The 26,676-nt window shown below is 67.8% G+C and carries 27 protein-coding genes; 13 read left to right on the plus strand and 14 right to left on the minus strand.

All coding sequences use genetic code 11. The features are described from left to right. Positions 1-363: a DUF952 domain-containing protein gene (locus B9S57_RS15515; RefSeq protein ID WP_103516163.1), complete on the plus strand. Its 363-nt coding sequence runs from the start codon at positions 1-3 to the stop codon at positions 361-363. Continuing rightward, positions 360-1,241, plus strand: a complete 882-nt coding sequence (locus tag B9S57_RS15520; RefSeq protein WP_103516164.1) for an SDR family oxidoreductase — start codon at positions 360-362, stop codon at positions 1,239-1,241. The genes B9S57_RS15515 and B9S57_RS15520 overlap by 4 nt, the downstream gene beginning before the upstream one ends. Before the next feature lie 597 nt (positions 1,242-1,838). Here B9S57_RS15520 and B9S57_RS15525 read toward each other — a convergent pair. From B9S57_RS15525 to B9S57_RS15545, 4 genes are all read right to left on the minus strand, one after another. Continuing rightward, positions 1,839-4,571 (minus strand): tetratricopeptide repeat protein, encoded by a 2,733-nt coding sequence (locus tag B9S57_RS15525; RefSeq protein ID WP_181011359.1) that lies wholly within the window; start codon positions 4,569-4,571, stop codon positions 1,839-1,841. A gap of 501 nt (positions 4,572-5,072) precedes the next feature. Next, positions 5,073-5,816: a hypothetical protein gene (locus tag B9S57_RS15535; RefSeq protein ID WP_146057763.1), complete on the minus strand. Its 744-nt coding sequence runs from the start codon at positions 5,814-5,816 to the stop codon at positions 5,073-5,075. A gap of 526 nt (positions 5,817-6,342) precedes the next feature. Further along, positions 6,343-6,873 carry an NUDIX domain-containing protein gene (locus B9S57_RS15540; protein WP_103516168.1) on the minus strand — a complete coding sequence of 177 codons (531 nt, stop codon included), beginning with the start codon at positions 6,871-6,873 and terminating at the stop codon, positions 6,343-6,345. A gap of 1 nt (position 6,874) precedes the next feature. Next, on the minus strand, positions 6,875-8,230 hold the full coding sequence (locus B9S57_RS15545) for a transcriptional regulator (protein ID WP_103516169.1): 1,356 nt from the start codon (positions 8,228-8,230) through the stop codon (positions 6,875-6,877). Positions 8,231-8,432: 202 nt separating this feature from the next. Between B9S57_RS15545 and B9S57_RS15550 the strand changes: the two genes are divergently transcribed. The 4 genes from B9S57_RS15550 (at position 8,433) to B9S57_RS15565 (ending at position 11,427) form a co-directional block, all read left to right on the plus strand. Then, a complete protein-coding gene (locus B9S57_RS15550; protein WP_103516170.1) occupies positions 8,433-9,182 on the plus strand; it encodes a hypothetical protein in 750 nt (249 codons plus the stop codon). 79 nt (positions 9,183-9,261) lie between these two features. Then, entirely contained in the window at positions 9,262-10,173 is a 912-nt protein-coding gene (locus B9S57_RS15555; RefSeq protein WP_103516171.1) for a phosphotransferase, read from the plus strand. Then, positions 10,174-10,866, plus strand: coding sequence for a bifunctional 2-polyprenyl-6-hydroxyphenol methylase/3-demethylubiquinol 3-O-methyltransferase UbiG (locus B9S57_RS15560; RefSeq protein WP_103516172.1), 693 nt, complete (start codon positions 10,174-10,176; stop codon positions 10,864-10,866). 15 nt (positions 10,867-10,881) lie between these two features. Continuing rightward, complete coding sequence (locus B9S57_RS15565) at positions 10,882-11,427, plus strand: HAD domain-containing protein (protein ID WP_103516173.1); 546 nt, start codon at positions 10,882-10,884, stop codon at positions 11,425-11,427. Positions 11,428-11,521: 94 nt separating this feature from the next. On the opposite strand, the gene B9S57_RS15570 is transcribed toward B9S57_RS15565, so the two are convergent. Next, a complete protein-coding gene (locus B9S57_RS15570; RefSeq protein WP_258036401.1) occupies positions 11,522-12,025 on the minus strand; it encodes a DUF2716 domain-containing protein in 504 nt (167 codons plus the stop codon). A 181-nt stretch (positions 12,026-12,206) separates the two neighbouring features. Here B9S57_RS15570 and B9S57_RS15575 point away from each other — a divergent pair, with 181 nt between their 5' ends. Continuing rightward, entirely contained in the window at positions 12,207-12,905 is a 699-nt protein-coding gene (locus B9S57_RS15575) for a hypothetical protein (protein WP_103516175.1), read from the plus strand. A 173-nt stretch (positions 12,906-13,078) separates the two neighbouring features. On the opposite strand, the gene B9S57_RS15580 is transcribed toward B9S57_RS15575, so the two are convergent. The 4 genes from B9S57_RS15580 to B9S57_RS15595 all read right to left on the minus strand — a co-directional run bounded on the left by B9S57_RS15580 (position 13,079) and on the right by B9S57_RS15595 (position 17,426). Next, positions 13,079-14,776 carry a relaxase/mobilization nuclease domain-containing protein gene (locus tag B9S57_RS15580; protein ID WP_103516176.1) on the minus strand — a complete coding sequence of 566 codons (1,698 nt, stop codon included), beginning with the start codon at positions 14,774-14,776 and terminating at the stop codon, positions 13,079-13,081. Continuing rightward, positions 14,766-15,335 carry a hypothetical protein gene (locus tag B9S57_RS15585; protein ID WP_103516177.1) on the minus strand — a complete coding sequence of 190 codons (570 nt, stop codon included), beginning with the start codon at positions 15,333-15,335 and terminating at the stop codon, positions 14,766-14,768. The genes B9S57_RS15580 and B9S57_RS15585 overlap by 11 nt, the downstream gene beginning before the upstream one ends. A gap of 313 nt (positions 15,336-15,648) precedes the next feature. Continuing rightward, a complete protein-coding gene (locus B9S57_RS15590; protein ID WP_164493634.1) occupies positions 15,649-17,088 on the minus strand; it encodes a DUF3631 domain-containing protein in 1,440 nt (479 codons plus the stop codon). Between the two features lie 143 nt (positions 17,089-17,231). Further along, entirely contained in the window at positions 17,232-17,426 is a 195-nt protein-coding gene (locus tag B9S57_RS15595; RefSeq protein WP_018959079.1) for an AlpA family transcriptional regulator, read from the minus strand. A gap of 120 nt (positions 17,427-17,546) precedes the next feature. On the opposite strand from B9S57_RS15595, the gene B9S57_RS15600 reads away from it, so the two are divergent. Further along, complete coding sequence (locus B9S57_RS15600) at positions 17,547-18,047, plus strand: helix-turn-helix transcriptional regulator (protein WP_100561490.1); 501 nt, start codon at positions 17,547-17,549, stop codon at positions 18,045-18,047. Positions 18,048-18,071: 24 nt separating this feature from the next. Next, a complete protein-coding gene (locus B9S57_RS15605; protein WP_103516178.1) occupies positions 18,072-19,226 on the plus strand; it encodes a site-specific integrase in 1,155 nt (384 codons plus the stop codon). Positions 19,227-19,233: 7 nt separating this feature from the next. Here B9S57_RS15605 and sodN read toward each other — a convergent pair whose 3' ends face one another. Next, positions 19,234-19,629, minus strand: coding sequence for a superoxide dismutase, Ni (sodN, locus tag B9S57_RS15610; protein ID WP_103516179.1), 396 nt, complete (start codon positions 19,627-19,629; stop codon positions 19,234-19,236). A gap of 180 nt (positions 19,630-19,809) precedes the next feature. On the opposite strand from sodN, the gene sodX reads away from it, so the two are divergent. Beyond that, positions 19,810-20,247: a nickel-type superoxide dismutase maturation protease gene (gene sodX / locus B9S57_RS15615; protein WP_103516180.1), complete on the plus strand. Its 438-nt coding sequence runs from the start codon at positions 19,810-19,812 to the stop codon at positions 20,245-20,247. Here sodX and B9S57_RS15620 read toward each other — a convergent pair. Further along, on the minus strand, positions 20,151-20,780 hold the full coding sequence (locus tag B9S57_RS15620) for an ABATE domain-containing protein (RefSeq protein ID WP_103516181.1): 630 nt from the start codon (positions 20,778-20,780) through the stop codon (positions 20,151-20,153). The two genes, sodX and B9S57_RS15620, sit on opposite strands and share 97 nt — an antisense overlap. A 168-nt stretch (positions 20,781-20,948) precedes the next feature. Here B9S57_RS15620 and B9S57_RS15625 point away from each other — a divergent pair, with 168 nt between their 5' ends. Both B9S57_RS15625 and B9S57_RS15630 read left to right on the plus strand, forming a co-directional pair. Continuing rightward, entirely contained in the window at positions 20,949-21,638 is a 690-nt protein-coding gene (locus tag B9S57_RS15625) for a trans-aconitate 2-methyltransferase (protein WP_258036402.1), read from the plus strand. Between the two features lie 201 nt (positions 21,639-21,839). Continuing rightward, on the plus strand, positions 21,840-22,046 hold the full coding sequence (locus B9S57_RS15630; protein ID WP_103516183.1) for a hypothetical protein: 207 nt from the start codon (positions 21,840-21,842) through the stop codon (positions 22,044-22,046). Positions 22,047-22,118: 72 nt separating this feature from the next. On the opposite strand, the gene B9S57_RS15635 is transcribed toward B9S57_RS15630, so the two are convergent. Genes B9S57_RS15635 through B9S57_RS15645 form a run of 3 tightly spaced genes read right to left on the minus strand, consistent with a single transcriptional unit; the run spans position 22,119 to position 24,829 of the window. After that, the gene (locus tag B9S57_RS15635; RefSeq protein ID WP_103516184.1) at positions 22,119-22,880 is read right to left on the minus strand and encodes an amino acid ABC transporter ATP-binding protein; all 762 of its coding nucleotides are present in this window, start codon (positions 22,878-22,880) and stop codon (positions 22,119-22,121) included. Then, positions 22,877-23,845, minus strand: coding sequence for an amino acid ABC transporter permease (locus B9S57_RS15640; RefSeq protein ID WP_374935942.1), 969 nt, complete (start codon positions 23,843-23,845; stop codon positions 22,877-22,879). The genes B9S57_RS15635 and B9S57_RS15640 overlap by 4 nt, the downstream gene beginning before the upstream one ends. Before the next feature lie 27 nt (positions 23,846-23,872). Continuing rightward, complete coding sequence (locus B9S57_RS15645; RefSeq protein WP_103516186.1) at positions 23,873-24,829, minus strand: ABC transporter substrate-binding protein; 957 nt, start codon at positions 24,827-24,829, stop codon at positions 23,873-23,875. Positions 24,830-25,351: 522 nt separating this feature from the next. On the opposite strand from B9S57_RS15645, the gene B9S57_RS15650 reads away from it, so the two are divergent. Next, entirely contained in the window at positions 25,352-26,587 is a 1,236-nt protein-coding gene (locus B9S57_RS15650; protein WP_103516187.1) for an NADP-dependent malic enzyme, read from the plus strand. Positions 26,588-26,676: the final 89 nt, after the last annotated feature.

A 26,676-nucleotide genomic window follows, 5' to 3' on the forward strand; every position in this document is an offset into this window, starting at 1 on the left:
ATGACCGAACAGCTGCTGCACCTCACCGAAGCGCCCCTGTGGGAGGCCGCCCGCAGAGCGGGGACGTACGAGATGTCCACGAAGGGCCGGACCCTGAGCGAGGAAGGGTTCATCCACTGCTCGCTGCCCCATCAGCTCCCATCGGTCGCACGGGCGTTGTACGGATCGGACGACGAGGGCCTGGTCGTGCTGGTCATCGACGCGGAGCGGCTCCCGGCGCCCGTGCGGTTCGAAGCCGTGGAGCCCGGCGGCGAGGAGTTCCCCCACTTCTACGGGCCGCTGCCCGCCGATGCGGTCGTGGAGGTGCGCACCCTGGCCGAGCACACCGTACGCGCCGCGGCCGAGGCGGGCGGGGCCCGGTGATCAGCCCCCTCGTCGCGGTCACGGGCGCGAGCGGGGCGGTCGGCGGCAGGGTCGCCGCGCGGCTGGCCCGGACCGGCGTCCCCGTGCGTCTCCTCGGCCGGGACCCCTCCCGGCTGCCCCGGCTGCCCGGCACGGTCGCGGCGCCTCCCGCCGCGTACGGGGACGGGGAGGCCATGCACCGTGCGCTCGACGGCGCACACACCCTCTTCCTCGTCTCGGCGCACGAGAGCCCGGGCCGGGTGCTGGAGCACACCACCGCGGTGGACGCCGCCCTCGCCGCGGGAGTCGAGCGCATCGTGTACGTGTCGTTCCTGGGCGCGGCACCGGATGCGACGTTCACGTTCGCCCGGGACCACTGGCACACGGAGGCGCACATCAGGATGACGGGCGTGCGTCACACCTTCCTGCGGGACAGCTGGTATCTGGCGGGGCTTCCCGCGATGACCGCTACCGACGGCGTCCTGCGCGGCCCCGCAGGGGAGGGGCGGGTCTCGGCCGTCTCCCACGAGGACATCGCGGACTCGGCGTCGGCCGTCCTGCTGGACGAGGGGGCCGTCCACGACGGCGTGACGTACGCCCTCACGGGGCCCGAGGCGTTCACGCTGGCGGAGGCGGCCGCGGAGCTGAGCCGCCGTACCGGACGCGAGATCCGGTACGTCCCCGAGACCAGGGAGGAGGCCTACGCCTCACGCGCCGGCTACGGCGCCGAGGAGTGGGAGGTGGCCGGCTGGGTCACCTCGTACGAGGCGATCGCGGCCGGTGAGCTGGACACGGTCTCGGACGCCGTTCCCACGCTGACGGGACGCCCGGCCGAAAGCCTGGCCGACTATCTCCGGAGGAACCCGGAGAGCTACCGCCACCTGCTGATGGACGCCTGATCCGGGCGTGCCGGGGCTTCGCCGCCGGGAAAGAAGACCGCACCCGGTCCGTGCGGGACGCCGTGCTCGGCGTCCCGCGGACCGGGTGCGGAAGGACAGGCGGTATGACCGGCGGAATCGCAGGTCGTACCCCCCAACCAGAGATCAGGCCTTCTTGGTCTCCAAGTAATGGGCCGGGTCGGTGACCTGCCGGGATGTCTCCTGTGGGTTGCTGACCTGGCCTTTTCCTGATGGCTAGCGATGGGGTACGACAGTCGTAATTGGGTGTCCTGCGGACTGTGTGCGGACTGTGGACCTTGTACCGCTGCAGCAGATGCAGCTACTCAGACGGATGGCGGCCCTGCCGTGCCACCGTGGGCGTTCGACCCCTCGGGCCCCCGACTGTTCAAAGTGCTGCGCGGGCGCGCTGAGTGCGAACCGTATGAGCGACGGGCCGGCTACTCGCACAAGCACACCACTGCGTGAACGTGGAGGCAGTGAAAGATCTGACCAGGCACGTGTTGTGGATCTCGTCAGCTTCCCGCACGGTGCCACGACAGCCGCCAAGCCGTCCTCACTCCAGAGGCAGCGCTAAAAATGGCCCCGCGCTTACCTTTATTACCTTCCCCCACCTCTGAGGCGACTCTCCCAATAAGCAAGGCCCCTTCGGCATACTTCGGTTGAGGGATGGTCTACACCGAGGTTTCGCTCGAAGTCGATCAAAAGGATCCTGAAGCTAACCGCGGCCCCTGCTGCATCGCCTGATGCTCCCTGGCGGTCAGCATTATTGTGGCGTGCTGTGAGAGTTGTGGGGTGCGTAGAACCCAAAAAATCCGCCATGTCGAGCAGTAATCTACTCGATTCCCTATCGGTGCCAAGGATCTCGCCGCTGCGTGCGCGCCACGTTATCTGGTTGTCCCGGGCCGTGAGGGTTACGATATTTCCTGGTCCTAGAACTTTCTCAAGGTCCGGTATGAGCGAGGAGAATTCGCGAACTGCACCAGCAGGATCCCCGGCCTCGCCAATCCAAGAAGCTAGGTCGTTTCGCGTTGTAAGGGTGGATGGATGACTGGGGCCAAGAATTCGTTCCCGGTCGCTTAGTAGGCGTCTGAGGTCCCGTACGGCACCCGCAGGGTTACCCGCCTTGGCTCGCCACCTGGCAAGGTCGCCTCGGAGGGTGAGGGTGCGTGGATGGTCGGCCCCCAGGACGTCAGTAAGGGAGATTCTCAAGGTCGCAAGGCTCTTGGCTGCGAGGACGGGCTGGCCTGCCTGGCCCTTCCAGCAAGCGAGGTCATGTTCGGTGAACAGCGTGTCCGGGTCGGTCGGGCCGAGGGCATGTTCTTGGTCGACGGCCAGTGACTGAAGGTTGTCGATTGCGGCAGCAATGTCGCCAGCCCTACCCGTCCAACGGGCGAGTTCGTGACGGGTGAAAAGCGTCTCGCGGTGGTATTCGCCCCAGGTGAGCATTTGGTCTGGCAAAAGACTCCGAAGTTCCTTGACTGCACCCAAATAATCGCCTGACCGTCCTCGGAATATCCCGAGGTTAAATCGGCTAGTGAGGGTGTGCGGGTGATTAGCGCCCAGGAGATGACTCTGGGAGATTCGGATCGATTCGAGCTCGGTGACCGCTTCGGTGTGGGCGCCCGATTCGCCAAACCAGGCTGCGAGGTTCCCACGTGCTGCTAGAGCGAGCGGATGCAGGTGCCCGTTGATACGCTCTGATGTGGCCGCGACGTCGCGAAAATGCGATATAGCTAGATCTACTTGCCCGGCCTCTCCAAGGCTCCTTCCCAATCGGAAAAGAATTACGTGTGGGTAGGGATTGAATAGCTTATCGCCAGCTACCTGTAGGAGAGTCTCGGCATTGGCTCGAAGCGCCTGATCCATTCTGGTATTGCGATCAATATCCGGCCAACTCGCCGCCAGGGAATCGGAAGCGGCGCTTGCTAGCTTGGTTCGTGCTTCAGGGGGGAGGGCCTCACGGGTTGCGCGTTGAATTAGTTGGTGCGTATGTACAGTTTGGCACGCATCCGAACGATTATGGTCAACCAAATTCAGACGATGCAATGATCGCACTGCACCAAGGGCATCAGTGGCGGACACCTCAGTGAGGGGCGGCCGGCTTCCACTTATGATCGCCCTGCTGTCGGCCAAGTAGGTCAGTGCAGGCTTGCTGGTTAAAACTGAGATAGGAATGCCGCTTCCGTCGAGCGTCGAGGCCAATTGCAGCATCGGACGTGCTAGGCCAGCGGGGCGGAGGAGGTCGGCACGCTCAATCGAGAGTGACCAGGCGGCAGCGGCGGTCGTGTCTTGATCGTCGGGGAGGGCACTCGGGTCAGGAAGTACGTCCCGGAGTTCTGTTGCCCGCTCCTTCAAGATGCTTCGGTAGTCAGAGAGGCTCATTGCCGCGTCGACGACGTAGGCCGCAGCCTGGGAGAGCGCGAGCGGCAGGTGCCCGAGGTCGGTCGTCAGTTCTGCCAACTGATCAGGGTGTTCGATGCGGTCGTGTATCGCCAAGAACTCGGTCAGGTAGGAGAGCGCCTCGCCGCATGTGAATAGGCCGACGTCCGCGAACTGTCGACCCTGCCCGGCCAAGGCCGCATCCCGGCGTTGCGTTGTCACCACTGTGGTGCCATGAGGGTTGGAAGGCGGCCAGAGGCCACGCATATCGCTGGGGTCAGCAAGACCGTCCAGGATGATTAGCCAACGGCAGAGTTGAGCGCCTCTTTTCGGCTCCAACCAAGAAAGAAAGGCTCTAGCAGCGTGCTCCAGATCAGTGGGGGAGATTCCCAAAATCTCTGCTGCCGCCTGGGCATACGCGGAGATCACCGCCGCGCGGTTACCGGCGGTGATCCACACCAAAACGTCGATGCGACTGGACTCCCAGGCGCTGCGTGCGAGGCTGGCCGCGAGTTGTGTCTTGCCAACGCCCCCGGTGCCCGTGAGGATCACCGAGCTGCCAGGCGGTATTGCACGGAGGGCATCTGCCGAAGGCCGTTCTTGAAAGGCGGTTGCCGTGGGCGGAAGTACGCCCACCTGGTGCGGCCAGGGGGCCGGCGCGCGCGGGACGTGTGGCTGGATCACCGTCAACTTGGCGATGTAGCCGCTGTTGGCCACCCCGCCGGAGGAAGCGGTGGCTGCTCCAGTGTGCGTAACGACTGCTAGTTCTGCTGCCCCATCGCTGGGGACGTCAGGAGACGGCCCGCGATAACCGGTGTTGGCTGATCCGTTGTCGCTAGCTTCGGCATCCCCTGTATCCGCTACGACGACCGCGTCAGTTGGTTCTACCGCACCGACGCTGGGACGATCGCCATCGTCGAAGAGCGGGGAGCCACCCTTGGTCCACGTCATTGCGGCTGCCATCCTTTAGACCTGTGATCGCTTAGCTGTAGTCGATACCAGTACTAGCGCTGCTCCCCTTACCGTCTGCGGTTGCGTCTCCGGTGCGTACGGCTCGGGCTGTCCCATCCCCTACGGCCCGAGGGCGTCGCACGCCGGTGCGCGCCGAACCGCCGCTGGTGGCTTTTGCTTCCCCCGTGTCGATGGCCGTGTCCGACAGTGGTGTAGCCGTCACAGGGTCTGGTCTGCTCCGCCCCTGACGCCAGGTCCAGAATGCCGCAGCGATTCCCGTCCCGGCTTGCACAGTGGCACCGATGAACTGGCCCGCACCAGGGCCGTCCAACAGCCAGACCACCGGAGTGGATGCGATACCAAGTGCGGCGATCACTCCAACGGTGATCCTGCCCGTGCGAGACATATATTCCCCTCGAAAGTGACCCCAGTTCACGTCAGACCAGCCTAGATGGCTTCCTGTTCGGCGATGAGCGTTTCCGTAGATGCGGCTGCGCTGTTCTAGGGGGCGGGAGCAGAGTCAGGCAGCTCGGGCGGCTCCCGGACGGCCTCTGTGAGGGTGACCTCCATCTTGACGACGTCTCGGTTGTCGTGAATCCGTGCCGCGAGGCCGTTTATGGACTCGCTGTCGAAATAGTATGGCGGCGGCCAATCCAGGACCTTGCCCGATGGGGGCCACAGCTCCGCCACCGAGCCGTGGAAGTCCGGGAGTGGAGCGAGATTTCCTTCTACGAACGGAATGAACACCTGAAAGGCGACCCGAAGCACGGAGAAGGTGGCACACCAGCCATTGAGCTGATCGATTTCCCCCTTCGTCGGCTGGGGTGCATAGATGGGACGAATGACGAGGGCCAACGGGTTGCTGTCGTGGTACGCCGCGATCCATACGTGCATGCCGGGGTGCGGATGGCGGAAGATCTCCAGGCTCTGACTGAACCCGCGAGGGATGACAGCTTCGCCAGCGGAGTCGAAGAGCACCGCTTTCATGGCCGCCCATAGAGCGAGTCTCAGCTGCTCTTCCTCGCTTACGAGGCGGGTGCTGAAGAACATGGGGAGCATGATCGAAGAGGCGTCGTTATCGAGGACCGACATCCAGTTGTTGTTGCAGCGCTGGCACGCGGGAGCGGTCGGCCATTCGATCTTCCGCTGCCGTGGATCCGGCGAGCCATTCTTTACGCCTAGCCGGCGCAGCTCCCGAATCAGCCACTTCGGGTAGATGTGCTCCTTTGTTGGCTTCTGCTCCAAGTTCGGGCAGAAGGGACACAGGCCGCGTTGCGTGGGTAGCGAATATGTCTCTTCCGAGCCACGGGGAGGCACGTCGACAAACGCCTCTTGAAGGGGTTGATCGAGAACCGCACGTCCTTGCCGAAGGAGTTTGACGGCCGAGTCTAGACAAGTCCGGTGTGCAGCTCCCAGCATGTACAGCGGCTCACCAGTAGGGGGCGGAAGTGGGTCGGCGAATCCCCGTCCCGCGTCTATGCGGGACGCTGCGAGCCAACTTCCGGATTGCGCCCCGTACAGCTCCACCCATGCATCAACATTGCGCTTCACAGGGTCACCGCAGCCTGCAAGGCACCGGAGCCGACGCCACTCCCAGGTCCACGGGTCATATGACCTTGTCATGGGTACATCCTGACCACGCGGTGACGGTGCGACAACCCTCCGGGAGCGGGTGGTGCCGCCGACGGAAGTTGGTGAGGTACGGGCATCAGATGTCTCCCGGTCCGGGGACGCGCGGCGGAGCATCTGCCTGGAAATCACTTGGACGCATCTACTGCCAGCCATCGAGGGAGACCTCCGGGCCTCCCGTGAGGTATCGGTGAAGGGCGCTAGAAGTGGTGTCGACGAAATTGTCGGGCACTGCGTCTGCGTCGACCCAGCGGACCTGGGAGTGCTTGCTGGGTTCGCGGTTTTCGGGTTCGCCGGTCCATTCGTGGGTGGCGAAGACGACCGTGAGGAAGCCATTGGGGGACTCAACGCCCCAGGCTCCGTGGATGATGTGGGCGACCTTGAGGGCCTCCGGCTTCACCGTGAGGCCGGTCTCCTCGTACAGCTCGCGGACCGCAGTCTCGGTGATCGGCTCCCCCGGCTCGCTCTTGCCGACCGGCAAGTCCCACAGGCCCTGGGCGAACTTGGCGTTCTCGCTGCGCTGCAGGAGCACGACACGGTTGGCCGCCTTGTCGTGGACGATGACGGCCGCGACCAGCAGCGTCATCGAGTCGAGCGCCGGCTTGAGGGCTTGGGGGCGGTTGTCGGTCTGCTGAGCCACGAGGTTCCCTTCGTCGGGCAGGTTGTTGGGCATGTTAGGCGAGGGCCTCGCGGGCTCGGCGGGCGAGATCTGCGGCTCCGGGGACGCGGCGGCGCTGGTAGATCGCGAGCGTGGAGCGGATCGAGGTGATGGCCTTGCGGGTGCGGTCGGAGGTCATGCCCTCCATGAGGACCAGGGCCTGGGTCCAGGCCGCGACGGCTTCGTCGGCTCGGGCCTGGGCGGCGAGGCTGTCGCCGAGGTCGGCGTGGGTGAGGGCGTGGACGCGCTTGTACTTCTCCGGGTCCCAGCGGGTGAGGGCGTCGCGGTGCTGCTGTTCCGTGCCGATGTGGTCGGCGAGGTCGGTCAGGGTGCGGGCGGTGTGGCTGGACACGGTGCCGGCTGCTGGGCCGCTGACGCGGGAGAAGCTGGGCTGGGGCCCGTCTTCGCGCAGGAGTGCGTCTTCGGCGGCGAGGAGAGCACGAGCGGCCAATGGGTTCTCGCCGACGGCTGCGTAGGCGCGGGCGTGCGTGATGTGGAGGAGCGCTTCCGTCTGGCCGTCTACGTGGCCGAGGCCGCGGGTGAGGGCTCCTTTGACGAGGTCCACGCAGTGGTGGGGTTGCTTGAGGCTGAGGGATTGATGGGCGAGGGCGCGCATCATCCAGGCGGCATGGCCGTGGGGGTCGGCTTCGCAGGCGAGTTGGTAGCCGACCTGGTAGTAGCGCTGGGCAGCGCCTTCGTGTCCGAGGTCGTGGTGCTTCCACCCTGCGAGGTAGGCGAGTTCGGCGACGGCGCCGAAGGCTGCCTGGCGTAAGGCTTCTGTGGGGAAGCGGCCGCGCAGTATTGGGGCTGCCGTGTCGGCGAGGTACGCGGTGACTGTGGTCAGGCCGTGCCCGCCGCCGAGCCGTTCGTCGGCGGCGCTGAAGGCTGCCGTGATCTGTCGTACGACGTCGATGTCGTCGCTGCCGATGAGGGAGCGTGCGGTGCGGGCGCGGAGCATGCGCGAGGTGGCTTCGTGGTCGTGCTGTAGCGGCATGGCCACGCCGGCCGTGGTGAAGGCGGCGATGGCGAGGAAGCGGCGGCGCTCGACGTCCGCGCGGCCGAGGTCGGTGACCGCGGTGACGGGGTCGGTGTCCGGTGGCGACTCCGTGTCGGGTGAGTGGAGGCCGAGCTCGGTTCGGGTGACGACGCGGCCCAGCCGCCGTGAGAGGGCTTCGGCGAGGTACTGGCCTGCCTGGCCGGATGGCGTGCGGGCACCGCCCACCCAGTGGGAGATGGCCGACTTGTTCGTCTGGAGCAGTTCGCCGTTCTCGGCGGCGATGCGGCGTACGTCCTTGGCGAGTGCCTCGTACGTGCATCCGGTGGCGTTGATCGTGTCGCGCAGGCGGGAGTTGGCGCTGGTCGGTGCCGGCACGATCGCCTCCGCTCCGATTCCGTAAACCGTGTATACCGCTTGGCCTCGGTCACACCGTACCCACTCTGCGTAGCGGGCGGTTCACTTATCGAGAGCCGCCCCACTCACGGCATCGCGGGCCGGGCGGCCCCCAAGTTCCGTACGCCCCAACGGGCTCGGGCATTCCTGTGCCCCGGTCCGGACGATCAGAGACGGAGACACGGTGACCACCATCGACACCGCGACCATCACGGTCGAGCTGCCCGACGCCTTCGACCCGCGCTGGAACCGCCTGCCCGGCATCCAGGTCGACGGCCGACGCATCACCATCGACCCGGCCGAGTACTTCTTCCGCTTCGAGTCCAACACCTGGCTCGTCGCCGACTGGGAGCTGGTGAAGGCGCAGCTCCTGGACGTGAACGAGACGACCGAGAGCGCGGTCGAGCAGCTCGCGCTCGACTTCATCAAGCAGCACAGCGAATCCACCTCCGACGCCGCCCGTGTGCTGACGACGGCGTACGGGGTGTACGCGTACCTCTTCCGCGAGGAGCACCTGGCCGGCCTCGGCCTCCCGCAGATCACCGCCGACCACCTGCGCATGCTTCGCGAGGCCGCCACGCTGATGGCGCTCAACAAGGTCGAACTGGACGGGCACATCTCCAACGTCGGCCCGTGCTGGTTCTTCCCCGCCGCCATGTCCGTCGTCTTCGACCTGGACGACGAGACGGGCGGGATGCTGGACGAGGTCTACCACGGCGGCTGGTTCAACGAGCACCGCCGGATTGAGTCCATCAAGGCCCACGCCGCGCTCGGCGGTCGGCTCGTGCACGGCTGCCAGTCCGTGCCGGACCAGTCCGGCGGCGTCGTCGCGCCCTACGGTGCCTCGATGGCCAACTTTCGTGACGACCTGGCCGAGTTCAAGGCGGGCTGGATCGAGCAGGTCTACGCCCACCGTGTGACCGCAGCCGAGTAACCCCGCCCCCAGTACGGCTCCGGGGCGGGCCAGCTCGCGCGCGCCCGCCCCGGAGCCCACCAGCCCCTGGAGACCCCCCATGGACCAGAGCCCGTCCGCCACCCTGCTGGACGACCTGTGCACCCTCGTCGGCAAGCCCCTCCCCCACCGTGCCGAGATTCGCGTCTGGGGCATGTCCGGCGTCGAACGCGTTACCTTCCCCGACGGCACGACAGCCATTTTCAAGTACGCCAAAGAGCCCTTCGACCGCGAGGCCCAGGCCCTGCGGGCGGCATACCAGCGCGGCCTCCCGGTGCCCGCCCTCCACGCCACTGCCATGCAGGACAAGTGGCTCGGGATGCTCATGGACGACCTCGGCAACCCCGTACGGGACGCCGACGACCTCGACGGTGTCGCCGCCGCCGTCATGCTCCACGCAGTCCGCCCGGCGGGCGGTCTGCCACTCCTCGACGGCGAGGGCCTCGCAGCCCTGCCCGGCCGAGCCCTCAATCACCTCCAGCGGCTGCGGAAAGCCGACCGATGGAGGGACTGCGACGACATCGAGACCACACTGGGGAAGATCTCCGCCGCGGCCGAGGCCCGTGTCCAGGGTGCGACGCTCGACCCGTTCGGCTGGGTGCACTCCGAGTTCCACCCCACGAGCGTCCACATCGGGGAGAACGGATGGCACCTCCTCGACTTCGCACGCGCCTTCACCGGCCCCGGCCTGATCGACCTCGCCTCGTACCACGGCACCACCGACGTACCGAGCCCCTTCCGCATGCGGGTGTTCCTAGAGCAGTACGTCACTGCAGGTGGTCATGAGGACGCCCTCGCCGCTCGGGGCGGCCTGGCCGCAGAAGCATGGGCCCTGGGCTGGCATCGCATGTGGGCCGTGGAGTGGTTCATGGAGCAGGCCATCCGCTGGATCGACGACCCGGCCAAGGACCCCGCCTACATCCCCGTCGTCCGCCGCCACCTGAACGACGTGGTCCAACTTCTGGAGGTCTAGGTGCTCGCCCAGATCTCCCCCTGGTACGCCCACGCAGCCCAGCGCACAGCCGCCGCCCCCGCACACGCCCTCACCGCGCCGGCCCGGATGGAATGGAGCACCCACGCCGGCCTCGGTCCCGGCGCCGAGATCCTGGGACGGGACCTGTCCGGCAAGCGCCTCCTGGAGCTGGGCTGCGGCCCCGGCCACAACGTGGCCCACCTCGCGAAGTACCACCAGGCCCGCGCCACCGGCGTGGACCTGATCGGCCTCCAGGTACGCCGCGCCCGCTCCCACTACGGCCACATCGACGGCGCCACCTTCACCGCCGGCCACGCACTGCACCACCTACAGGCCACCGGCCAGACCTTCGACACGATCTACTCCGTCTTCGGCGCCGTCGGCCTCGTCGCCCCCGAGCTCCTCCTCGCCGCCATTTCCCGACGCCTGAAACCTGGCGGTGTCCTGGCCTTCTCCGTCCCCCACCCGGCACGGGCCGGAAGACATCCATCCACGGACGACCGTCCGCGCGAGGACTACGTCACCATGCCCGACCGCACCCGACTGCCCCTAGCCCGATGGGAGTTCGACGCCCGCCGCTGGGGAGCCCACCTCTCCCGGACCGGCCTGCGCGTCACCTCGGCGGTGGAGCTGCGGCACCCGCGCCGCGACCCGTGGCCCACCACCCTCCTGATCACCGCCCGCAAACGTTGACCGATGGAGGAAACGATGCCCCTGCCCTACCTGCTCCTCGACATCGACGGCGTCCTCATCCCCTTCCCGGCCGCCGACGGCAGCACCCCGCCCACCCACGTACGGCACACCGTCCTGCCCACCGGCCGGCACCCCGACGACCCCGTGCCCATCTGGCTCGACCCGAGCCACGGCTGCATGCTCACCGACCTCCTGACCAGCGGACTCGTCACCCCCGTGTGGTGCACGAGCTGGCGCAGGGACGCCACCACGATCATCGGCCCTCTCCTGGGGCTGCCCGACTTCCCTTACCTCGACCTGCCTCGCCCCCAGATCACCACCAGCCACCCCGACGGCTACCTCTGGAAACGCGACCACGTCGACGTCTGGCTGGCAGACGCCCCCGCCGTTTGGATCGACGACGATTTCACCAGCCTCGACCACGACTGGACGGCGGAGCGTACTGCCAGCGGAACGCCGACACTGATCGTTCAGCCCGACCCACATCTCGGTCTGCAGCCCGAGCATCTGACCGAGGTGACGATGTGGCTCGCGCAGTTACCCACAGCCCGCGCCGTTTGACGCTCATGCCCTCGCTGCCGCGAGCAGAGCAGCGAGGGCGTCAGGATGCGCTGTGGGGTTGACTCCCTGGTTCCTGTGGAGTCGGGGGCCCAACTCAGGCGGTGCCGACTGCCCTGCCGGACCTACGGATCGGCTGGCCGAGAAGCTTCTCCACCTCCGCGGATGCGGCGTCGAGGAATTCCTGACCGAACAGACAGAGGGACTGTTCCCAGGGGTGCCCAAAACTGCCCGTCCGGAAGTCTTCCGAGAGGTAGATGTAGTAGTCCCCATCGGGATACGGGCTCAAAGGCCAGGCCAGCTGCCCCGGGCCGCCGACGCCCAGCGGTGCGAAGCGATACGACGTGTGCTGCCAGTCGAGCGCGAGCAGTGTTCCGCTCCGACCCATGCAGGACTTCAGCCCCTGCTCGACCACCTCGACCAAGCGGTCCAAACGCTCGTATTCAGGATCGTCGTCAAGCACGGCAAGGCTCCAGGTAACCGATGCGACGGGCTCCTTGATGGCCGGCCACTTGAATGAACTCGTACTCGGCCGGAACGTGAACTCGTCGTAGAAGCGGTCCCAAACGCGCCGGTACTCGGTCTCAAGTAGCTCGACCACGGGACTCTCCATCATGGCCCGACCCTATCGAGTCGCCCGTGTAAGGATCGGAGATAGGTCCTTACACGGAACTGCGCTCCCCTCCACTCGGACCATCAAGGTATTCCGTGAAAGGCGGGGGACGGCCTGATAGCCTGCGATCTTCGCCGGTCACCCGGACGGAGTCCCCCGGCAGGTCTTCATGTCTTGCTCTGAGCAGCTCATGACAGCTCTCGATGCCCTGGACCACGCCTTCGCCTCAGAAGGTTCCTTCCTCGTCACAGGATGCACGTACTGCTACGGCGATCGCGACTTCGCCGAACTCTCCGGCCCGCTGCACCTCATAGGCGACAACCTGGGTTCCTCGGTTGCCGCAAAGACGCCTGATCATTGGGAAGACTTTCCTCGTCTCTATCGTCACCTCGTCCCGCGCATCATTCGGCTACTCGTCACAGGCCGGCTCCACATCGACGAGGAGCTCATTGCCTCCCGCTTGATCCACGCGGGCTGGGCCACCTGGGACTTGCCCTTGGCCGAGGCCCTGCAGGACGTCTGGTCCGCTTGGTGGCAGAGCACGCTGCATACTCACCCCAGCCCCGTGCCCGTCAGGGATTCCCTCAGCGTCATCACCGTGGCCACCAACAGCCTGCGTCCTTGGCTGAACGTATGGACCGCGACCAATACCCCAGCCGCCGATGCGCACTTGGCAGACCTCGTTGACGACGTGATGTTCGAGTTCGAGATCACCGACTTGCGCATGGGCTTCTACGATGAGTACGACGCCACTGCCGAACTGCTGGGCTGGCTTCTCACCGACGTGCGCGATCGTGTCATCGACACACGTCTCGACGCCCCCTTCCTCTATGAGCACCTTCAGGCAACCGCTCAGCGCTCAAGCTGATCGCTGATCTGGTACGCCATCCGGAACTGAACGGAAAGCCCCGTCCTTTCAGGGTTGGGCGTTCCCCGAGGGAACACTTCCGGTGTTCCCTCGGGGAACGTGTCGCACCGGGGGCTGCGCCGGCCTTTGCCCGCCGGTCCCTTCGTCGGGAATCTGGCTGGGAGAATCCGCGGTCAGCGGTGCCGACTGCGCTCCTCGGGCCTCGTGGTCACTGGCGTAGCCGGCGGGTGTGGCGTGGCGGACCTGACTGATGTGCCGTTGATGGCGCTTTGCCTGCGAGCGGCTTGCGTCCGCCGGTTCGGTTGTGCGGCGATGCGCCAGTTGAGGACCTCGGCGGGGCGCTCGGCGCTGTCGAGCTCTCGTTGGGCACTTACCTCGGTCAGGAGACGTCGAAGGTTGTGGCCTGCGGTTTCGGCTTGGGCGAGGGTTGTGGTCAGGGCGGTCCAAGTGGGGTCGGTGAGAATCCGGTCGGCGTGGTCGGGGAGGGCCGCGCGTACGTCCTGCTCGAAGCGGCTGGCGGTGGCGGCTCGTGGTGTGCGGTGGGCAAGCTCCGCCAAGGCCGGTGCGGCGGCCTGCTGGTAGCCCGCATGGAGGTGGAGGAAGGCTTCCTCGGCCGCAGCGGCCTGCTGTTCGTGGCCGCGCTGTTCGTGCCAGGTGGCGGCGGCGCGGGCCAGGTGCACGGTGGCGAAGAGCAGGGCGATGGCGAGTCCGCCGGGCTCGTTGGAGGCATAGGCGAGTTCCGTGGCGGCCTGGCGCAGGGCAGTGGCGGCCTGGTGGTCGGCGCGGGTGGCGGAGCGGCGGGCGCGGTTGAACGCCATCGCCGCCGCCCGTAGTTCCGCTCGGTGTGGGCCGCTCGTGGAGCTGGCGATGTTGTACAGGGCGTCGCCGAAGGCGGCGAGGTGGCCTTGGGCGGCGGCATCGTCATCGGAGTCGAGGACGGAGTGCGCCATCTGTATCGCGGTGATGGTGTGCTCCCACGGCTCGGCAGGGTCTGCCGCATACCGGGGGCGGTCGGTCATCTCCTGGTCGGGGAGGTGTTCGCGGAGGCGGTTGATGGAGAGGTCGGGTGCGAGCTTGGAGCCGCCGTACCAGACGGGTTCGCCGGCGCTGTTGGTGTCGCCGGGTGCAGCGAGGCTGTAGCCGATCACGTCGCCGGTCTCAGGACCGAGGCGTGTCTTGACCTTGATGCCGAGGGATTGCAGCACGGTGAAGTAGTCGGCCTCGTTGTGTACGGCAGCGGCGACGGCGTACGCCCGCTCGCGCAGCCACTGCCGTGCCGTCACGGTCTGACCTTGGCGCTCGGCCTTGGCGCGCTCGGCGCCGGTGGGGGTGCGAGGCGCCGTGAGGTCACCGGACTTCAGGCGGCGCAGACCGAACTCGGTCTCGATCCTGCGGCACTCGGCCTGAGCCCGTCGGCCGTCCTGGTGAGTGCGTGGGCGGCGTCCGTCGGCGCGGACGGTGGTGGCCATGATGTGGATGTGGTCGTCGGCGTGGCGTACCGCGATCCATCGGCATGCCTTCTCGTCGCCGTTGGGGGCGATGCCCGTGGCGTGCACGACGCGGCGGGCGACCTCGGCCCACTCGGTGTCTGTGAGGTAGCGGTCGCCGGGGGCGGTGCGGACTGGGCAGTGCCAGACGTGCTGCGGTGGCTTCTTGCCGCCCAGCTCGCGGGTGCGGAGGTCGACGTGGTGGTCGAGTCGCCTGGCGAGCTGGGAGTAGGTGGCTGCCGGGTCGCGGCCGGGGTCCGGGGCGCCGGTCATGTCCCATGCAGCGACGATGTGGGGGTTGGTGTGCTCGTCGCGGCGCCCAGGGCCGAAGAGGTAGGCGATCAGTCCGCGGCTGTCGGAGCCGGTGGAGACGTCAGGAACCATGGGTCGTGCCGTTCGCGAGGAGCTGGTCGATGAGGTGGAAGCTGTTCTGTGCTGCTTGCTCGACGCGGTCGAGAACCGTCTCGGCGCGCTCGGGCACCGTTCCTCGGTTGATGGCTGCGGTGATCTGGTTGAGGTTGCCGCCGATGCGGTTCAGCGCGACGGTGTGCGCCTCGACGGCCTCGATCAGCGGGCGGAGAGGATCGTCCTCCGGGCTGCCGACCATCGCCGCCTTGCCCTGTGCAACAGCCAGGGCTGCGTCCCCGACGAATCCGGCGAACCTCTGACCGCGCTGGTGAGCGGCGGTGCTGATCACCTGGACTGCGGTGCGTGTGAAGCGGATGGTCTTCTCCTGGTCGCGCTTCTCCACGGTGCGCTTGCGGTTCATCTGCGCGGGCAGGGCGGGGGCGTCGAGATCCCGCCAGGAGGGCTGCTCGACGAGCGGTGGGGCATCGGCAGGCGTACGAGGAGGAGCGGAGTCGGCTGCGGGCCGGAAGGAGTCCTCGGCCACCCCCTGCTCCGGCTCGGGCGCCCCCTGGCGCTCGGCCTTGCCCTCCGCCACCCCTGGGGCGGGGGCAAGCGCGGACGAAGCCTCGTTAGAGGCTCGTTCGCTCCAGCTTGCTGCTGGTCGTCGGGTGAGCCTGAACAGCTTCCTACGGCGGCGGGAGGTGGTGTCGTCAGTGTTTGATTCGGGCATGGTGGTGCTCCGTCAGTCGTGGGGTGGGGCTTCGTCGCATCCGTCGCATCCGTCGCGTGGCTGGTCAGCACAGGTACGGATACGGCCGCCGGTACGGACCGATCCGTAACGCCGAGGAGATCCGTCCCCGCGCTGACCTGCGCGGGGACGGATGCGACGGATTGATGCGGACCTGGTGTCAGCGAGTGGGCCTGGGGCCTGCGGGCCCACCCGGCGGGCCGGTGGGCAGCGTCCCGGACGGAGGGGCGGGTGGCCTGCCCGGGGTCGGACGTGCCGGAACCTCGGCAGTGGGTGCCGACGGGGCGGGGTCGGGGCAATAGCGGGCCCAGGCGTCCACGAACTGATTGCGGGCGTACGCCTTGGCCTGCCGGCCGTTCTCGAACCGGTAGTTGGCCGGGCTGATACCGAAGTCGCGCAGCAGGTTGGCCAGGTGGTAGGCGTTCATCCCCTTCGTGCCGTACTCCGCCCACGGGGCCTCGGCGTCCTGGATAAGGACCGCGAGCAGGTCTTGGCTGCGCAGTGCCTCCCTGCCGCCCTCCTGGTCGAAGACACGGCGGATGTCACGCAGCAGCCGCGTCTTCAGCGTCGTCTGCTCGTCCTGGACCACCTCGTTGCGCGTCATCGCCAGACAGGCCGCACGTGCCCGCGCGGGCCAGTGCCCGCCGGCGAGGTCGGCGACGATGACGAGCGGCTCCCAGGTGTCGGCGGCACGGTCCTCGACGGGCATCTTCGGCACCGCGCCCGCGACGGTGCCGCGCAGCGGGACCAGCCAGTCGGCCAGCCGGTCGCGCAGCGCGTGCAGTTCCGGTACGGAGTACCGCGAGCGGAACGGGGTGATCCGCTCGCCCGGCTTGCGCTTCTGCATGCGGATGACGATTGCGCGGTCCATGATCGTGTCCGGCAGGTCGCCGATGCCGGCCAGCGCCGCCATGGCGAAGGTGGGGAACGCGGTCGGCTTGTGCTCCGGCCCGGAGATCCGCCAGGCGGGCCGGTTGCGCTGGTGCCCGGCGTTCAGGAGGCCGCGCAGGTCCTCCTTGTCGCCCGCCTTGGGGCCGAAGATGGTGTCGGCCTCGTCCACCAGCAGCGTCGGCGGGTTCTTGCCGATGACGCGGAAGACGACTGCGGGGGAGGTGTTCACCGTCATCATCGGCTGGTGGACGGTCTCGTAGAGGACGTCCAGGAGACGGGACTTGCCGCACCCCTTGGTCGGCCCGACCACCGCCAGCCGTGGCGCGTGCTGGAGGCCCGGCTGGATGTGGGAGGCCGCGACCCAGAGCGTGACGGCGGTCAGGGCCTCGTCGCTCGGCAGCACCACGTACCGCCCGATCGCCGTGCGGAGATCGTCCAGCAGCGCGCTGCCTTCGCCTGCCGGCCCGCCGCTATCTTGGGACTCTGGTCCGCCTGGAGCAGGAACGCCTGCGCTGTCCGACGCTGTTGTCGGGGCACTAGTTTCGGCAGGTCGCGAATCGCGTGAGCTCCGGCTCGGAGCATCGGCGGGCGGGCCTCCGATGGCGGGGCGTGCTTCTCGGTCACGGGGCAGCCCCTGGCCCGGGACCGCGATCGGTGGCCAGGCAACACCGGATGTGTTCGAGGTGGCGGGGGACGTAGGGTCTTCCATAGATGTTCCTCTCGGGTGGGGGCGAGACGGGCAAGGTCTCGCCCCCGACCAGTTCGTTCAGGGATGGGCGAGGTGCAAGGGGATCTCCGGCCCTCGGCGTAGGCGCGCCGAGGGCCGTTCCTGTGTCCGGGCGGTCCGGCGGCTCATGAGACCAGGCCCCACTCGTCTCCGCCGTCGATCAACGCGCGCTCGTAGCGCAGCAGTTCGGCCTCGGGGTAGAGCACCCGCTTGCCGACCTTGATGCCGCACGGCCCCTTCTTGAGCTGGCGCCAGTAGCGGACAGTGCTCTCGGCGGTGCGGTAGCGCTCGGCGACCTCGGCAGTGGTCAGGTATCGCATGTGTTCCCATTCGGCTAGGCGACGATTCGATCTGCATAATCAGTACCTCATGATCGGCGGTTAGCCAAACCGGGAAGCCCATGTTTCAATTTGGATAGCGACGGTCGCGATGGAGGTCCGATGGCAAGCGAGAAGGCCGAGGGTGGCGAAGTGCCGCTGCTCTACAGCGAAGGCAACGTGGCGGGCCGCGTGGCCCTGGAGCGCGAGGTCAGAGGATGGAGCACGACTGAGCTGGCCGAGCGGGTGACCAGAGCGGGCGTGAAGATGAACCAGACGGCCGTGTGGCGCATCGAGAACGGCTCACCCCGTCGCCGGATCAACCTCGATGAGGCGCTCGCCTTCTCCCGCGTCTTCGAGCTCCCCCTCGAAGAGCTGATGTCGCCGCCCCTCGAAGGGCTCGACGTCGACAGCCGACGGCTCGTCCAGGAAGCCGTCGAAGCGTTCTACGAAACCCGTGACGCCCGCGACCGTCTGCACCGTGCCGTGGTCGCCGTCGCCGGCCACATCAAGGCCCACCCGGACAGCTCGCGGGCGATCCACGAGCAATGCCTCCGCCTCATGGGGGACGAGCGAGATGCCCGCGTCCTCAGCGGCGACATCGAGGACGGGGGCCACTACTGACAACCAGCACAGAGGAGAAGCCACTTGGCGAACGTACAGAAGCGCCCCAACGGCAAATGGCGCGCCCGCTACCGTGATCTCGACGGCAAGGAGCACGCTCGCCACTTCGACCGGAAGCTCGACGCCCAGCGCTGGCTCGACGAGGTCACGACCAGCGTGGTCACTGGTCAGTACGTCGACCCGCGCGCCGGTCGCATCACCTTCGCGAAATACGCCGAGAGGTGGCAGGGCTCGCTCATCGCGAGCGAGGCGGGTGAGCGCATCACCGACAACGCGCTCCGGCTCCACCTCGTACCGGCGCTGGGTGCCCGCTCCCTGGCGGCGATACGCCGCAACGACATACAAGTGCTGTTCAAGCACCTGTCCGACCAGCTCGGTCCGGGCAGTGTCCGGAACGTCCACGACGTCCTGGTGCGCGTCATGACGGCGGCAGTGGATGACAAGGTCATCGCCTCCAGCCCGTGCCGCCGGATCACCCTTCCGGTCATTCCGGACGAGGAGGTCACCCCGCCCACCGTGGCTCAGGTTGAGGCGATGGCCCGTGTGATGCCGCCGTACATCCGGGCGGCCGTCGTCATGCTCGCCGGGTCAGGCTTGCGCATAGGTGAGTTGCTGGGCCTGAAGGTGTCGGACGTCGACTTCAAGGCCGGCAGCATTCGCGTGGAGCGGCAGCGGCTCCAGTCGGGGAAGATCGGCCCGCCGAAGACCGCGAAGTCACGTCGGGCCGTTCCGGTCGGGGAGGTCGTCACCGACGCGCTCCTCGGACACCTCGCCGCGCGCCCCTCCACGGAGTGGCTGTTCACGATGGAGGAGGGGGAACCGCTCAACTACCGACGGTGGAAGACCGAGTGGAACTGCGCCCGCAAGGCGCTCCAGGCGGCGGAGAACGAGGCGGCCGGGCGTGAGGGCCGCAAGTCCGTCGAGCTGCCGCACATGGTGACCCACGACCTGCGGCACTTCTACGCTTCCGCGCTCATCGGCGGCGGGGCGAGCGTCAAGCAGGTCCAGCTGGTCCTCGGCCACGCGTCCGCCGTCATCACGCTGCGGATCTACGCGCACCTGTGGCCGGGCGAAGAAGACCGCACCCGGTCCGTGATGGACGCCGTTCTCGGCGGCCTGCGGACCGGGTGCGGACCGGTAGGCGACGTGACCAGCGAAACCGCAGGTCAGACGGCCTAACCAGAGATCAAGCCTTCTTGGTCTCCCAGAAGATCGTGTCGATCTGGGCGATCAGGTCCAGAGCCTTCTGGCCCGTGGCCGGGTCGTTCGAACCCTTGGCCGCGGAGAGCGCCTTCAGGGTGTCGTTGACCAGCTGGTGCAGCTCCGGGAACTTCTCGAAGTGCGGGGGCTTGAAGTAGTCGCTCCAGAGCACCGAGACGTGGTGCTTCGCGAGCTCGGCACGCTGTTCCTTGATCAGAACGGCGCGCGTGCGGAAGTCCGCGTCCTCGTTGGCCTGGTACTTCTCCTGGACGGCCTTGACGGACTCCGCCTCGATGCGGGCCTGGGCCGGGTCGTACACACCGCAGGGCAGGTCGCAGTGGGCGCTGACCTTCACCTTGGGGGCAAACAGGCGGGAAAGCATGGAGCTGTCCTTCCTCGTGATCGTCTTCTCAGGTGGGACATTACTCCGTAGGAAGCCGCTTTTTGCGGCTGCCCCCTAGGGCTTAGGCCAAAAGTCCGGGGCGGGGACGAGACCGCTGGCCGAAAATACGAAGCGGTGCGCGAAGGCGTGTACTGGAGGACGGACCGGGAGGTGCCACAGATGCCGGAACCGGCACAGGAGCCGTGGAGCGGGCGGACGGAGCGCAGACCGTTCCAGGTCGTGGAGGTGACGGGGCCCTCGATGGTGCCCACGCTCTACCACGGGGACTGGTTGCTCGTGCAGCACGGAGCGCCGGTGCGCCCGGGTGACGTGGTGATCCTGCGTCACCCGTTCCAGCAGGACCTGCTGGTCGTCAAGCGGGCGACAGAGCGGCGCGACGGCGGCTGGTGGGTGCTGGGCGACAACGCGTACGCGGGCGGGGACAGCACGGACTACGGGGCGGTGCCCGAGGAGCTCGTGCTGGCCCGTGTGCGGGCCCGCTACCGGCCGCTGAGGAAGGATCAGCGGTCGCCGCTCGGACTGCTCGGCTGGGCGGCGTCCGCGGTGCGCCGTGTGTCGCCGGAGCGTTCGCCCTCCAGGCGCTTGCGGGCCCGGTAGGCGGCGACGTTGGCCCGGGTCGCGCAGCGGTCCGAGCAGTACCGTCGCGAGCGGTTGGTGGAGGTGTCGAGGTAGGCGTTGCGGCACGGCGCCGCCTCGCACAGCCCGAGCCGGTCCACGCCGTGCGAGGTGAGATGGAAGGCGAGGCCCATCGCCGCGATCGCGGCGAAGCCCGCCGTCGCGTTCGACGGGTGGTCGGCGAGGTGCATGTGCCAGTCCGGGCTGCCGTCCTCGTCGCGGGTGTCGTGGCCGGAGATCTGCGGGCTCACCGGGAACTCCAGCAACAGGGAGTTGAGCAGGTCGACCGCGAGGGTCTGGTCTCCGCCGTCGGCCGCCTCGAAGACCGCGCGCAGCCGGGCCCGTGCGGACCGGAAGCGGGTCACGTCCGCGTCCGTCGCGCGGCGGGCGGCCTGGGCGTTGGCACCGAACAGCTCCCGGACGGAGTCGACCGTGGTGAGCGCGTCCTTGCCGCGGCCCGGCTCCTCGGTGTTGACCAGACGCACGGCATAGTCCGAGTAATAGGCCAATTCCACTTGTAGTCCTTACGGTGTCGGTCTATGGTCGGTGTGTCGACCAGTGTAATGGTTGGTCGCCATTAATGGGTCTTACGCACACGGGTTCAGGTGGAGGTTCGAGTGACGGCGACGGGTACCGACTGGCAGTCCTGGCAGGAGAGCTGGGACCGGCAGCAGGAGTGGTACATGCCGGACCGTGAGGAGCGGTTCCGAGTGATGCTGGACATGGTCGAGGCCGTCGTGGGGCCCGAACCGAGAGTGCTCGACCTCGCGTGCGGTACGGGAAGTATCACGGATCGGCTCCTCAAGCGGTTCCCCCGCGCCACCAGCACCGGCGTCGACCTGGACCCCGCGCTGCTCGCCATCGCGCGCGGCACCTTCGAGGGCGACGACCGGGTCACCTTCGTGACGGCCGACCTGAAGGACGCGGCCTGGACCGAGCGGCTGCCCCACACCTCCTACGACGCGGTGCTCACCGCCACCGCCCTGCACTGGCTGCACAGCGAACCGCTCGCCGCCCTCTACGGGCAGATCGGCGGAGTGGTCAGGGACGGCGGGGTCTTCATGAACGCGGACCACATGATCGACACCGACACCCCGCGCATCAACGCCGCCGAACGCGCCCACCGGCACGCGGCCATGGACCTGGCCAAGGCCGAAGGGGCCGTGGACTGGCGGGAGTGGTGGGCCCTGGCGGCCACGGACCCGGCCCTCGCGGCACCCACCGCCGAGCGGTTCGCGATCTACGGCGAGCACGCGGACGGTGACATGCCCTCCGCCCGGTGGCACGCCCGTACCCTGCGCGAGTCCGGCTTCGGCGAGGCGCGCACGGTCTGGTCCTCGCCGTCGGACAGCCTGGTCCTCGCCGTGAAGTAGAGCGCGACGGGAAGCGAGGAGGGGCGGCTCCGGCTACATCGCCCTGTCCTTGACGGACCGGGCGGCCGTGAGCGCGAAGCTGGGCGCCAGGGCCGGGGACGGCGACCTCTGTGCCGCCCAGGGTCAGGAGCCGCCCCGTACGGACTGTGTCGGCGAGGAGCTCCCCGGCGGCCCGGCACCCTGACGACCTGGAGCGACTCGATGGAGTACGGCGAAGGAGGCACCCCGCAGCGGGGTCCGGAGGCCGTCGGCGGACCGGTGCTCAAGGGCGGCTCGGTGCTGGCCGCGCGGTCCAGCACCGGGTATCTCGGAGAGCGGTTCCAGGGTCCGCTGCTCCAGGAGCCGCCCCTCGGCCGGAAGGAGCTGCGCACCCTGCTCCTGAGTCCGGAGGTGCTTCCGCGGAGGTAGAGGGGGCGCGGGAAGCGAGGAGGGCGGTACGGACCGGGGTCCGTACCGCCCTCCTCGCCGTTCGCGACGGTGTCACAGCACCTTGGACAGGAACGACTTCGTCCGGTCGTGCTGCGGATTCGTCAGGACGTCGCGCGGGTGGCCGGACTCGACCACGACGCCGTCGTCCATGAAGACCAGCGCGTCGCCGACCTCACGGGCGAAGCCCATCTCGTGCGTGACGACGATCATCGTCATGCCGTCCTCGGCCAGGCCGCGCATGACGTCCAGGACATCGCCCACCAGCTCCGGGTCGAGCGCGGAGGTCGGCTCGTCGAAGAGCATCAGCTTCGGCTCCATGGCCAGGGCGCGGGCGATGGCCACCCGCTGCTGCTGGCCGCCGGAGAGCTGGGACGGATAGTTCTTCGCCTTGTCGGACAGGCCCACCCGGTCCAGCAGCCGTTCCGCACGGGCCCGGGCGACGGCCTTGGCCTCGCCCTTGACCTGGATCGGCGCCTCCATGACGTTCTCCAGAGCCGTCATGTGCGGGAACAGGTTGAAGCGCTGGAAGACCATGCCGATGTCCCGGCGCTTCAGCGCGACCTCGCTGTCCTTGAGCTCGTAGAGCTTGTCGCCCTTCTGGCGGTACCCCACCAGATCGCCGTCGACGTACAGCCGGCCGGCGTTGATCTGCTCCAGGTGGTTGATGCACCGCAGGAACGTCGACTTGCCGGAACCGGACGGGCCGATCAGGCAGAAGACCTCACGCGGGGCGACCTCCAGGTCGATGCCCTTGAGGATGTGTGCGGGGCCGAAGGACTTGTGTACGCCCTCGGCCTTCACCATGGCGGTCATGCGGAGACACCTCCCGAGGGACGGTTGCTGAAGGAGGTGAGGGCGACCTTCGCCCGCTGGAGCGGGGTCAGCGGCAGGCTTCGCAGCGTGCCCCGGGCGTAGCGGCGCTCCAGGTAGTACTGACCCACGCTGAACACGCTGGTCATGACGATGTACCAGATGGAGGCGACGAAGAGCATCTCCATGACCGCGTACGAGGTCGAGCCGATCTGCGACGTGGAGCGCAGGAGCTCGTTGTAGGTCACCGCGTAGACCAGGGAGGAGGTCTTCAGCATGTTGATGAACTCGTTGCCGGTCGGCGGGATGATCACACGCAGCGCCTGCGGCAGCACCACGCGCCGCATGGTCTTCGCCTGGGTCATGCCGAGCGCGTGCGATGCCTCGGTCTGTCCCTCGTCCACCGACTGGATGCCCGCCCGGACGATCTCCGCCATGTAGGCGGCCTCGTTGAGCGCGAGGCCCAGCAGGGCGCACATGAACGGAGTCATCACGTCCGTCATCTCGTCCTTGTAGACGAACGGGATGTTGAGGACCGGGAAGATGAGGGCCAGGTTGAACCAGAGCAGCAGCTGCACATAGACCGGAGTGCCGCGGAAGAACCAGATGTACAGCCACGCGACCCAGCTGGTCACCGGGTTCCTGGAGAGCCGCATGACGGCGAGCAGCACACCCAGGACCACGCCGAGGGCCATGGCGAGCACACTGATCATCAGCGTGCGGCCGGCGCCCGCGAGGACGGTGTCGTCGAGCAGCTTGTCCTGAACCGCCTGCCACTGGATGTCGCCCTGGGAGAAGGCGTAGACCAGGGAAGCAAGGATGGCGAGCACGACCAGTCCGCTGATCCAGCGGCCGTAGTGCCGGACGGGTATGGCCTTGATCGTCTCCGGTGCGACGGTGGTGGCCTTGGAGACGGGTGCCGCGGCAGCCGATGGGCCGCCGGGCACCTTGTCGAACATGTCAGTCACGGTGACTGCCCTTCGGTGGTGCGCCGGTCACTTGCCGCCGTTGATGGCGGCCTTGTCGATCGCGCCGGTGCCGGCACCCCACTTGTCGAGCACCTTCTTGTAGGAGCCGTCGGCGATGATCGCGTCGACGGCCTCCTGCAGCGCGTCACGGAGCTCGGTGTTGTCCTTGTTCACGGCGATACCGAACGGGCCGGCGTCGACCTGCTCGCCGACGACCTCGAAGTCCTTGCCGCCGTTGGCCTTGCGGGCCAGGTCGAGGGCGACCGGGTAGTCGTTGACACCGGCGACGGCGCCGCCCGACTTCACACGGGTCTGGGCCTCGGTGTCGTTCTCGAAGGACTGGATGTCGATGGCCTTCTCGCCGCCGTCCGTGCAAGCCGTCGACTGCTTCTTCAGGGCCTTCTCGTACGTGGTGCCCCGCTGGACCGCCGCACCCTTGCCGCACAGGTCCTCGATGGACTTGATGCCCTCGGGGTTGCCCTTCTTGGTGTAGACCGCGGTGCCGGCCAGGAAGTAGTCGACGAAGTCGACGCCCTTGCCGAGCTTCTTGCCGCTGTCGTCCAGACCCTCCTGGCGCTGCTTGTTGTCCGTGATGGACGACATGGCTATGTCGTGGCGACCGGTGTTGAGGGCGGTGATCAGGCCGTCGAAGGAGCCGGAGGTGAACTCGAACTTCACGCCGAGCTGCTTGCCCAGGGCCTCGGCGAGGTCGGGGTCCACGCCGACGATCTTGCCGTTCTCGACGGATTCCATCGGTGCGTACTCGGCGTTCGTGCCGACCTTGATGACACCGGACTTCTGGTACTTCTCCGGGAGCTTGTCGAACAGCGGGGCGCTGTTCTCGGAAGCCGCGCCGTCCTTCGTGGAGGCGCTGTCGGTCTGGTCGCCGCAGGCGGTCAGTAGCAGGGTGCCGGCGACCGCGACCGCGCAGACCGCGGCAATCCGTGACTTCGCGGTCGAACGGCTGAGGGTGCTTGCGGTCATGGTCGGAGTCCTCCGGCGTCGAGAAAGGCTGGTCAGGTGGATGCGCACGCACCTTCGGGTGTCGCCACCTTGTGTGATTAGGGCATCTTGCCATTCGGACTCACCCAATCAGGGGGCCAGGCATGTCAAAATCGGGTAACGGGCGACCCCCGAACCTCAATGGGCCGGTACGGCAAGGCCGGACCATCTGCTGGAAAGTGCGTACTCCTCCGGAGAATCTCCGGTGCGTCTCGACCTACGGACGGCCTTTGTAGCCCTTAGTGGACTTGTCCAGATATTCGGCTATGAGTCATGTCACCGAGTCGATACCGACTCGTAAGAGGCCCGGTCCGTCCGGTAAGAAAGACCTTTACACCCCTCATCCGGGGCTCAGGGCGCGTGTGCGGCGCGCCCGCGCGTATGTGTCTCCCCTGCCGGAGCGGGCCAACCCGCTCAGCGCCGGGAACGTACGCGGTGCCCGCCCACCCCTCCTCAACCAGGAGTGGCCACCCTCAAATGATGAAGACTTAAGGGGTCAACACAATGGCAGCGGAGATCGTCAATCCTCGCAGCGACAGCACGACGCACGGCACGGCCGGGACGACCGGGCCCATCGGTGCGGACGAGCCCTTCGATCCGGCATTCGCCCTTCACCGCGGCGGGAAGATGGCCGTGCAGGCCACCGTCCCGATCCGCGACAAGGACGACCTGTCCCTCGCGTACACGCCCGGCGTGGCAAAGGTGTGCAGCGCCATCGCCGAGCATCCCGAACTCGTCCACGACTACACCTGGAAGTCGCAGGTCGTCGCCGTCGTGACGGACGGCACCGCCGTCCTCGGCCTGGGGGACATCGGTCCCGAGGCGTCCCTCCCGGTGATGGAGGGCAAGGCGATTCTCTTCAAGCAGTTCGGCGGGGTCGACGCGGTGCCGATCGCGCTCGCCACGACCGACGCGGACGAGATCGTCGAGACCGTCGTGCGCCTCGCGCCCTCCTTCGGCGGAGTCAACCTGGAGGACATCTCGGCGCCGCGGTGCTTCGAGATCGAGCGCAAGCTCCAGGAACGCCTCGACATCCCGGTCTTCCACGACGACCAGCACGGCACCGCCGTGGTGACCCTCGCGGCCCTGCGCAACGCGGCGAAGCTGTCCGGCCGGACGCTCGGTGACCTGCGTGCCGTCATCTCCGGGGCCGGAGCGGCCGGTGTGGCGATCGCGAAGTTCCTGCTGGAGGCCGGCATCGGCGACGTCGCCGTCGCCGACCGCAAGGGCATCGTCAGCAGCGACCGTGACGACCTCACGGACGTCAAGCGCGAGCTGGCGGAGCTCACGAACCGGGCCGGTATCACCGGCACGCTGGAAACGGCGCTGGCCGGCGCCGACGTCTTCATCGGCGTCTCCGGCGGCACGGTCCCCGAGCCGGCCGTGGCCTCGATGGCACCCGGTGCGTTCGTGTTCGCCATGGCCAACCCGAACCCCGAGGTCCACCCCGACGTCGCGCACAAGTACGCGGCCGTGGTGGCGACCGGGCGGTCGGACTACCCGAACCAGATCAACAACGTGCTGGCGTTCCCCGGGATCTTCGCGGGCGCCCTCCAGGTGCGGGCCTCCAGGATCACCGAGGGCATGAAGATCGCCGCGGCGAACGCGCTGGCGGACGTCGTCGGCGACGAGCTGGCCGCGGAGTACGTGATCCCGTCGCCGTTCGACGAGCGGGTCGCTCCCGCCGTCACCGCCGCGGTGGCCGCCGCCGCCCGCGCCGAGGGCGTCGCGCGACGCTGACGGCGGGCGGGGCGGGGTGCTTCACCGCGGGACCGTGATCGGGCCGCGGATCCCCGCCCCTCGGGCGACTGCTTCACCCCGGCCCGTGG

This window comes from Streptomyces sp. SM10, from assembly GCF_002910915.1.
Classification (GTDB): domain Bacteria; phylum Actinomycetota; class Actinomycetes; order Streptomycetales; family Streptomycetaceae; genus Streptomyces.

Coding starts and splice junctions, on each gene's coding strand:
- B9S57_RS15515 (WP_103516163.1), top strand. CDS start 1: ATGACCGAACAGCTGCTGCACCTCACCGAAGCGCCCCTGTGGGAGGCC.
- B9S57_RS15525 (WP_181011359.1), bottom strand. CDS start 4,571: ATGACGTGGACCAAGGGTGGCTCCCCGCTCTTCGACGATGGCGATCGT.
- B9S57_RS15540 (WP_103516168.1), bottom strand. CDS start 6,873: ATGCCCAACAACCTGCCCGACGAAGGGAACCTCGTGGCTCAGCAGACC.
- B9S57_RS15555 (WP_103516171.1), top strand. CDS start 9,262: ATGGACCAGAGCCCGTCCGCCACCCTGCTGGACGACCTGTGCACCCTC.
- B9S57_RS15565 (WP_103516173.1), top strand. CDS start 10,882: ATGCCCCTGCCCTACCTGCTCCTCGACATCGACGGCGTCCTCATCCCC.
- B9S57_RS15575 (WP_103516175.1), top strand. CDS start 12,207: ATGTCTTGCTCTGAGCAGCTCATGACAGCTCTCGATGCCCTGGACCAC.
- B9S57_RS15580 (WP_103516176.1), bottom strand. CDS start 14,776: ATGGTTCCTGACGTCTCCACCGGCTCCGACAGCCGCGGACTGATCGCC.
- B9S57_RS15590 (WP_164493634.1), bottom strand. CDS start 17,088: ATGGAAGACCCTACGTCCCCCGCCACCTCGAACACATCCGGTGTTGCC.
- B9S57_RS15595 (WP_018959079.1), bottom strand. CDS start 17,426: ATGCGATACCTGACCACTGCCGAGGTCGCCGAGCGCTACCGCACCGCC.
- B9S57_RS15600 (WP_100561490.1), top strand. CDS start 17,547: ATGGCAAGCGAGAAGGCCGAGGGTGGCGAAGTGCCGCTGCTCTACAGC.
- sodN (WP_103516179.1), bottom strand. CDS start 19,629: ATGCTTTCCCGCCTGTTTGCCCCCAAGGTGAAGGTCAGCGCCCACTGC.
- sodX (WP_103516180.1), top strand. CDS start 19,810: ATGCCGGAACCGGCACAGGAGCCGTGGAGCGGGCGGACGGAGCGCAGA.
- B9S57_RS15625 (WP_258036402.1), top strand. CDS start 20,949: ATGCCGGACCGTGAGGAGCGGTTCCGAGTGATGCTGGACATGGTCGAG.
- B9S57_RS15630 (WP_103516183.1), top strand. CDS start 21,840: ATGGAGTACGGCGAAGGAGGCACCCCGCAGCGGGGTCCGGAGGCCGTC.
- B9S57_RS15635 (WP_103516184.1), bottom strand. CDS start 22,880: ATGACCGCCATGGTGAAGGCCGAGGGCGTACACAAGTCCTTCGGCCCC.
- B9S57_RS15645 (WP_103516186.1), bottom strand. CDS start 24,829: ATGACCGCAAGCACCCTCAGCCGTTCGACCGCGAAGTCACGGATTGCC.
- B9S57_RS15650 (WP_103516187.1), top strand. CDS start 25,352: ATGGCAGCGGAGATCGTCAATCCTCGCAGCGACAGCACGACGCACGGC.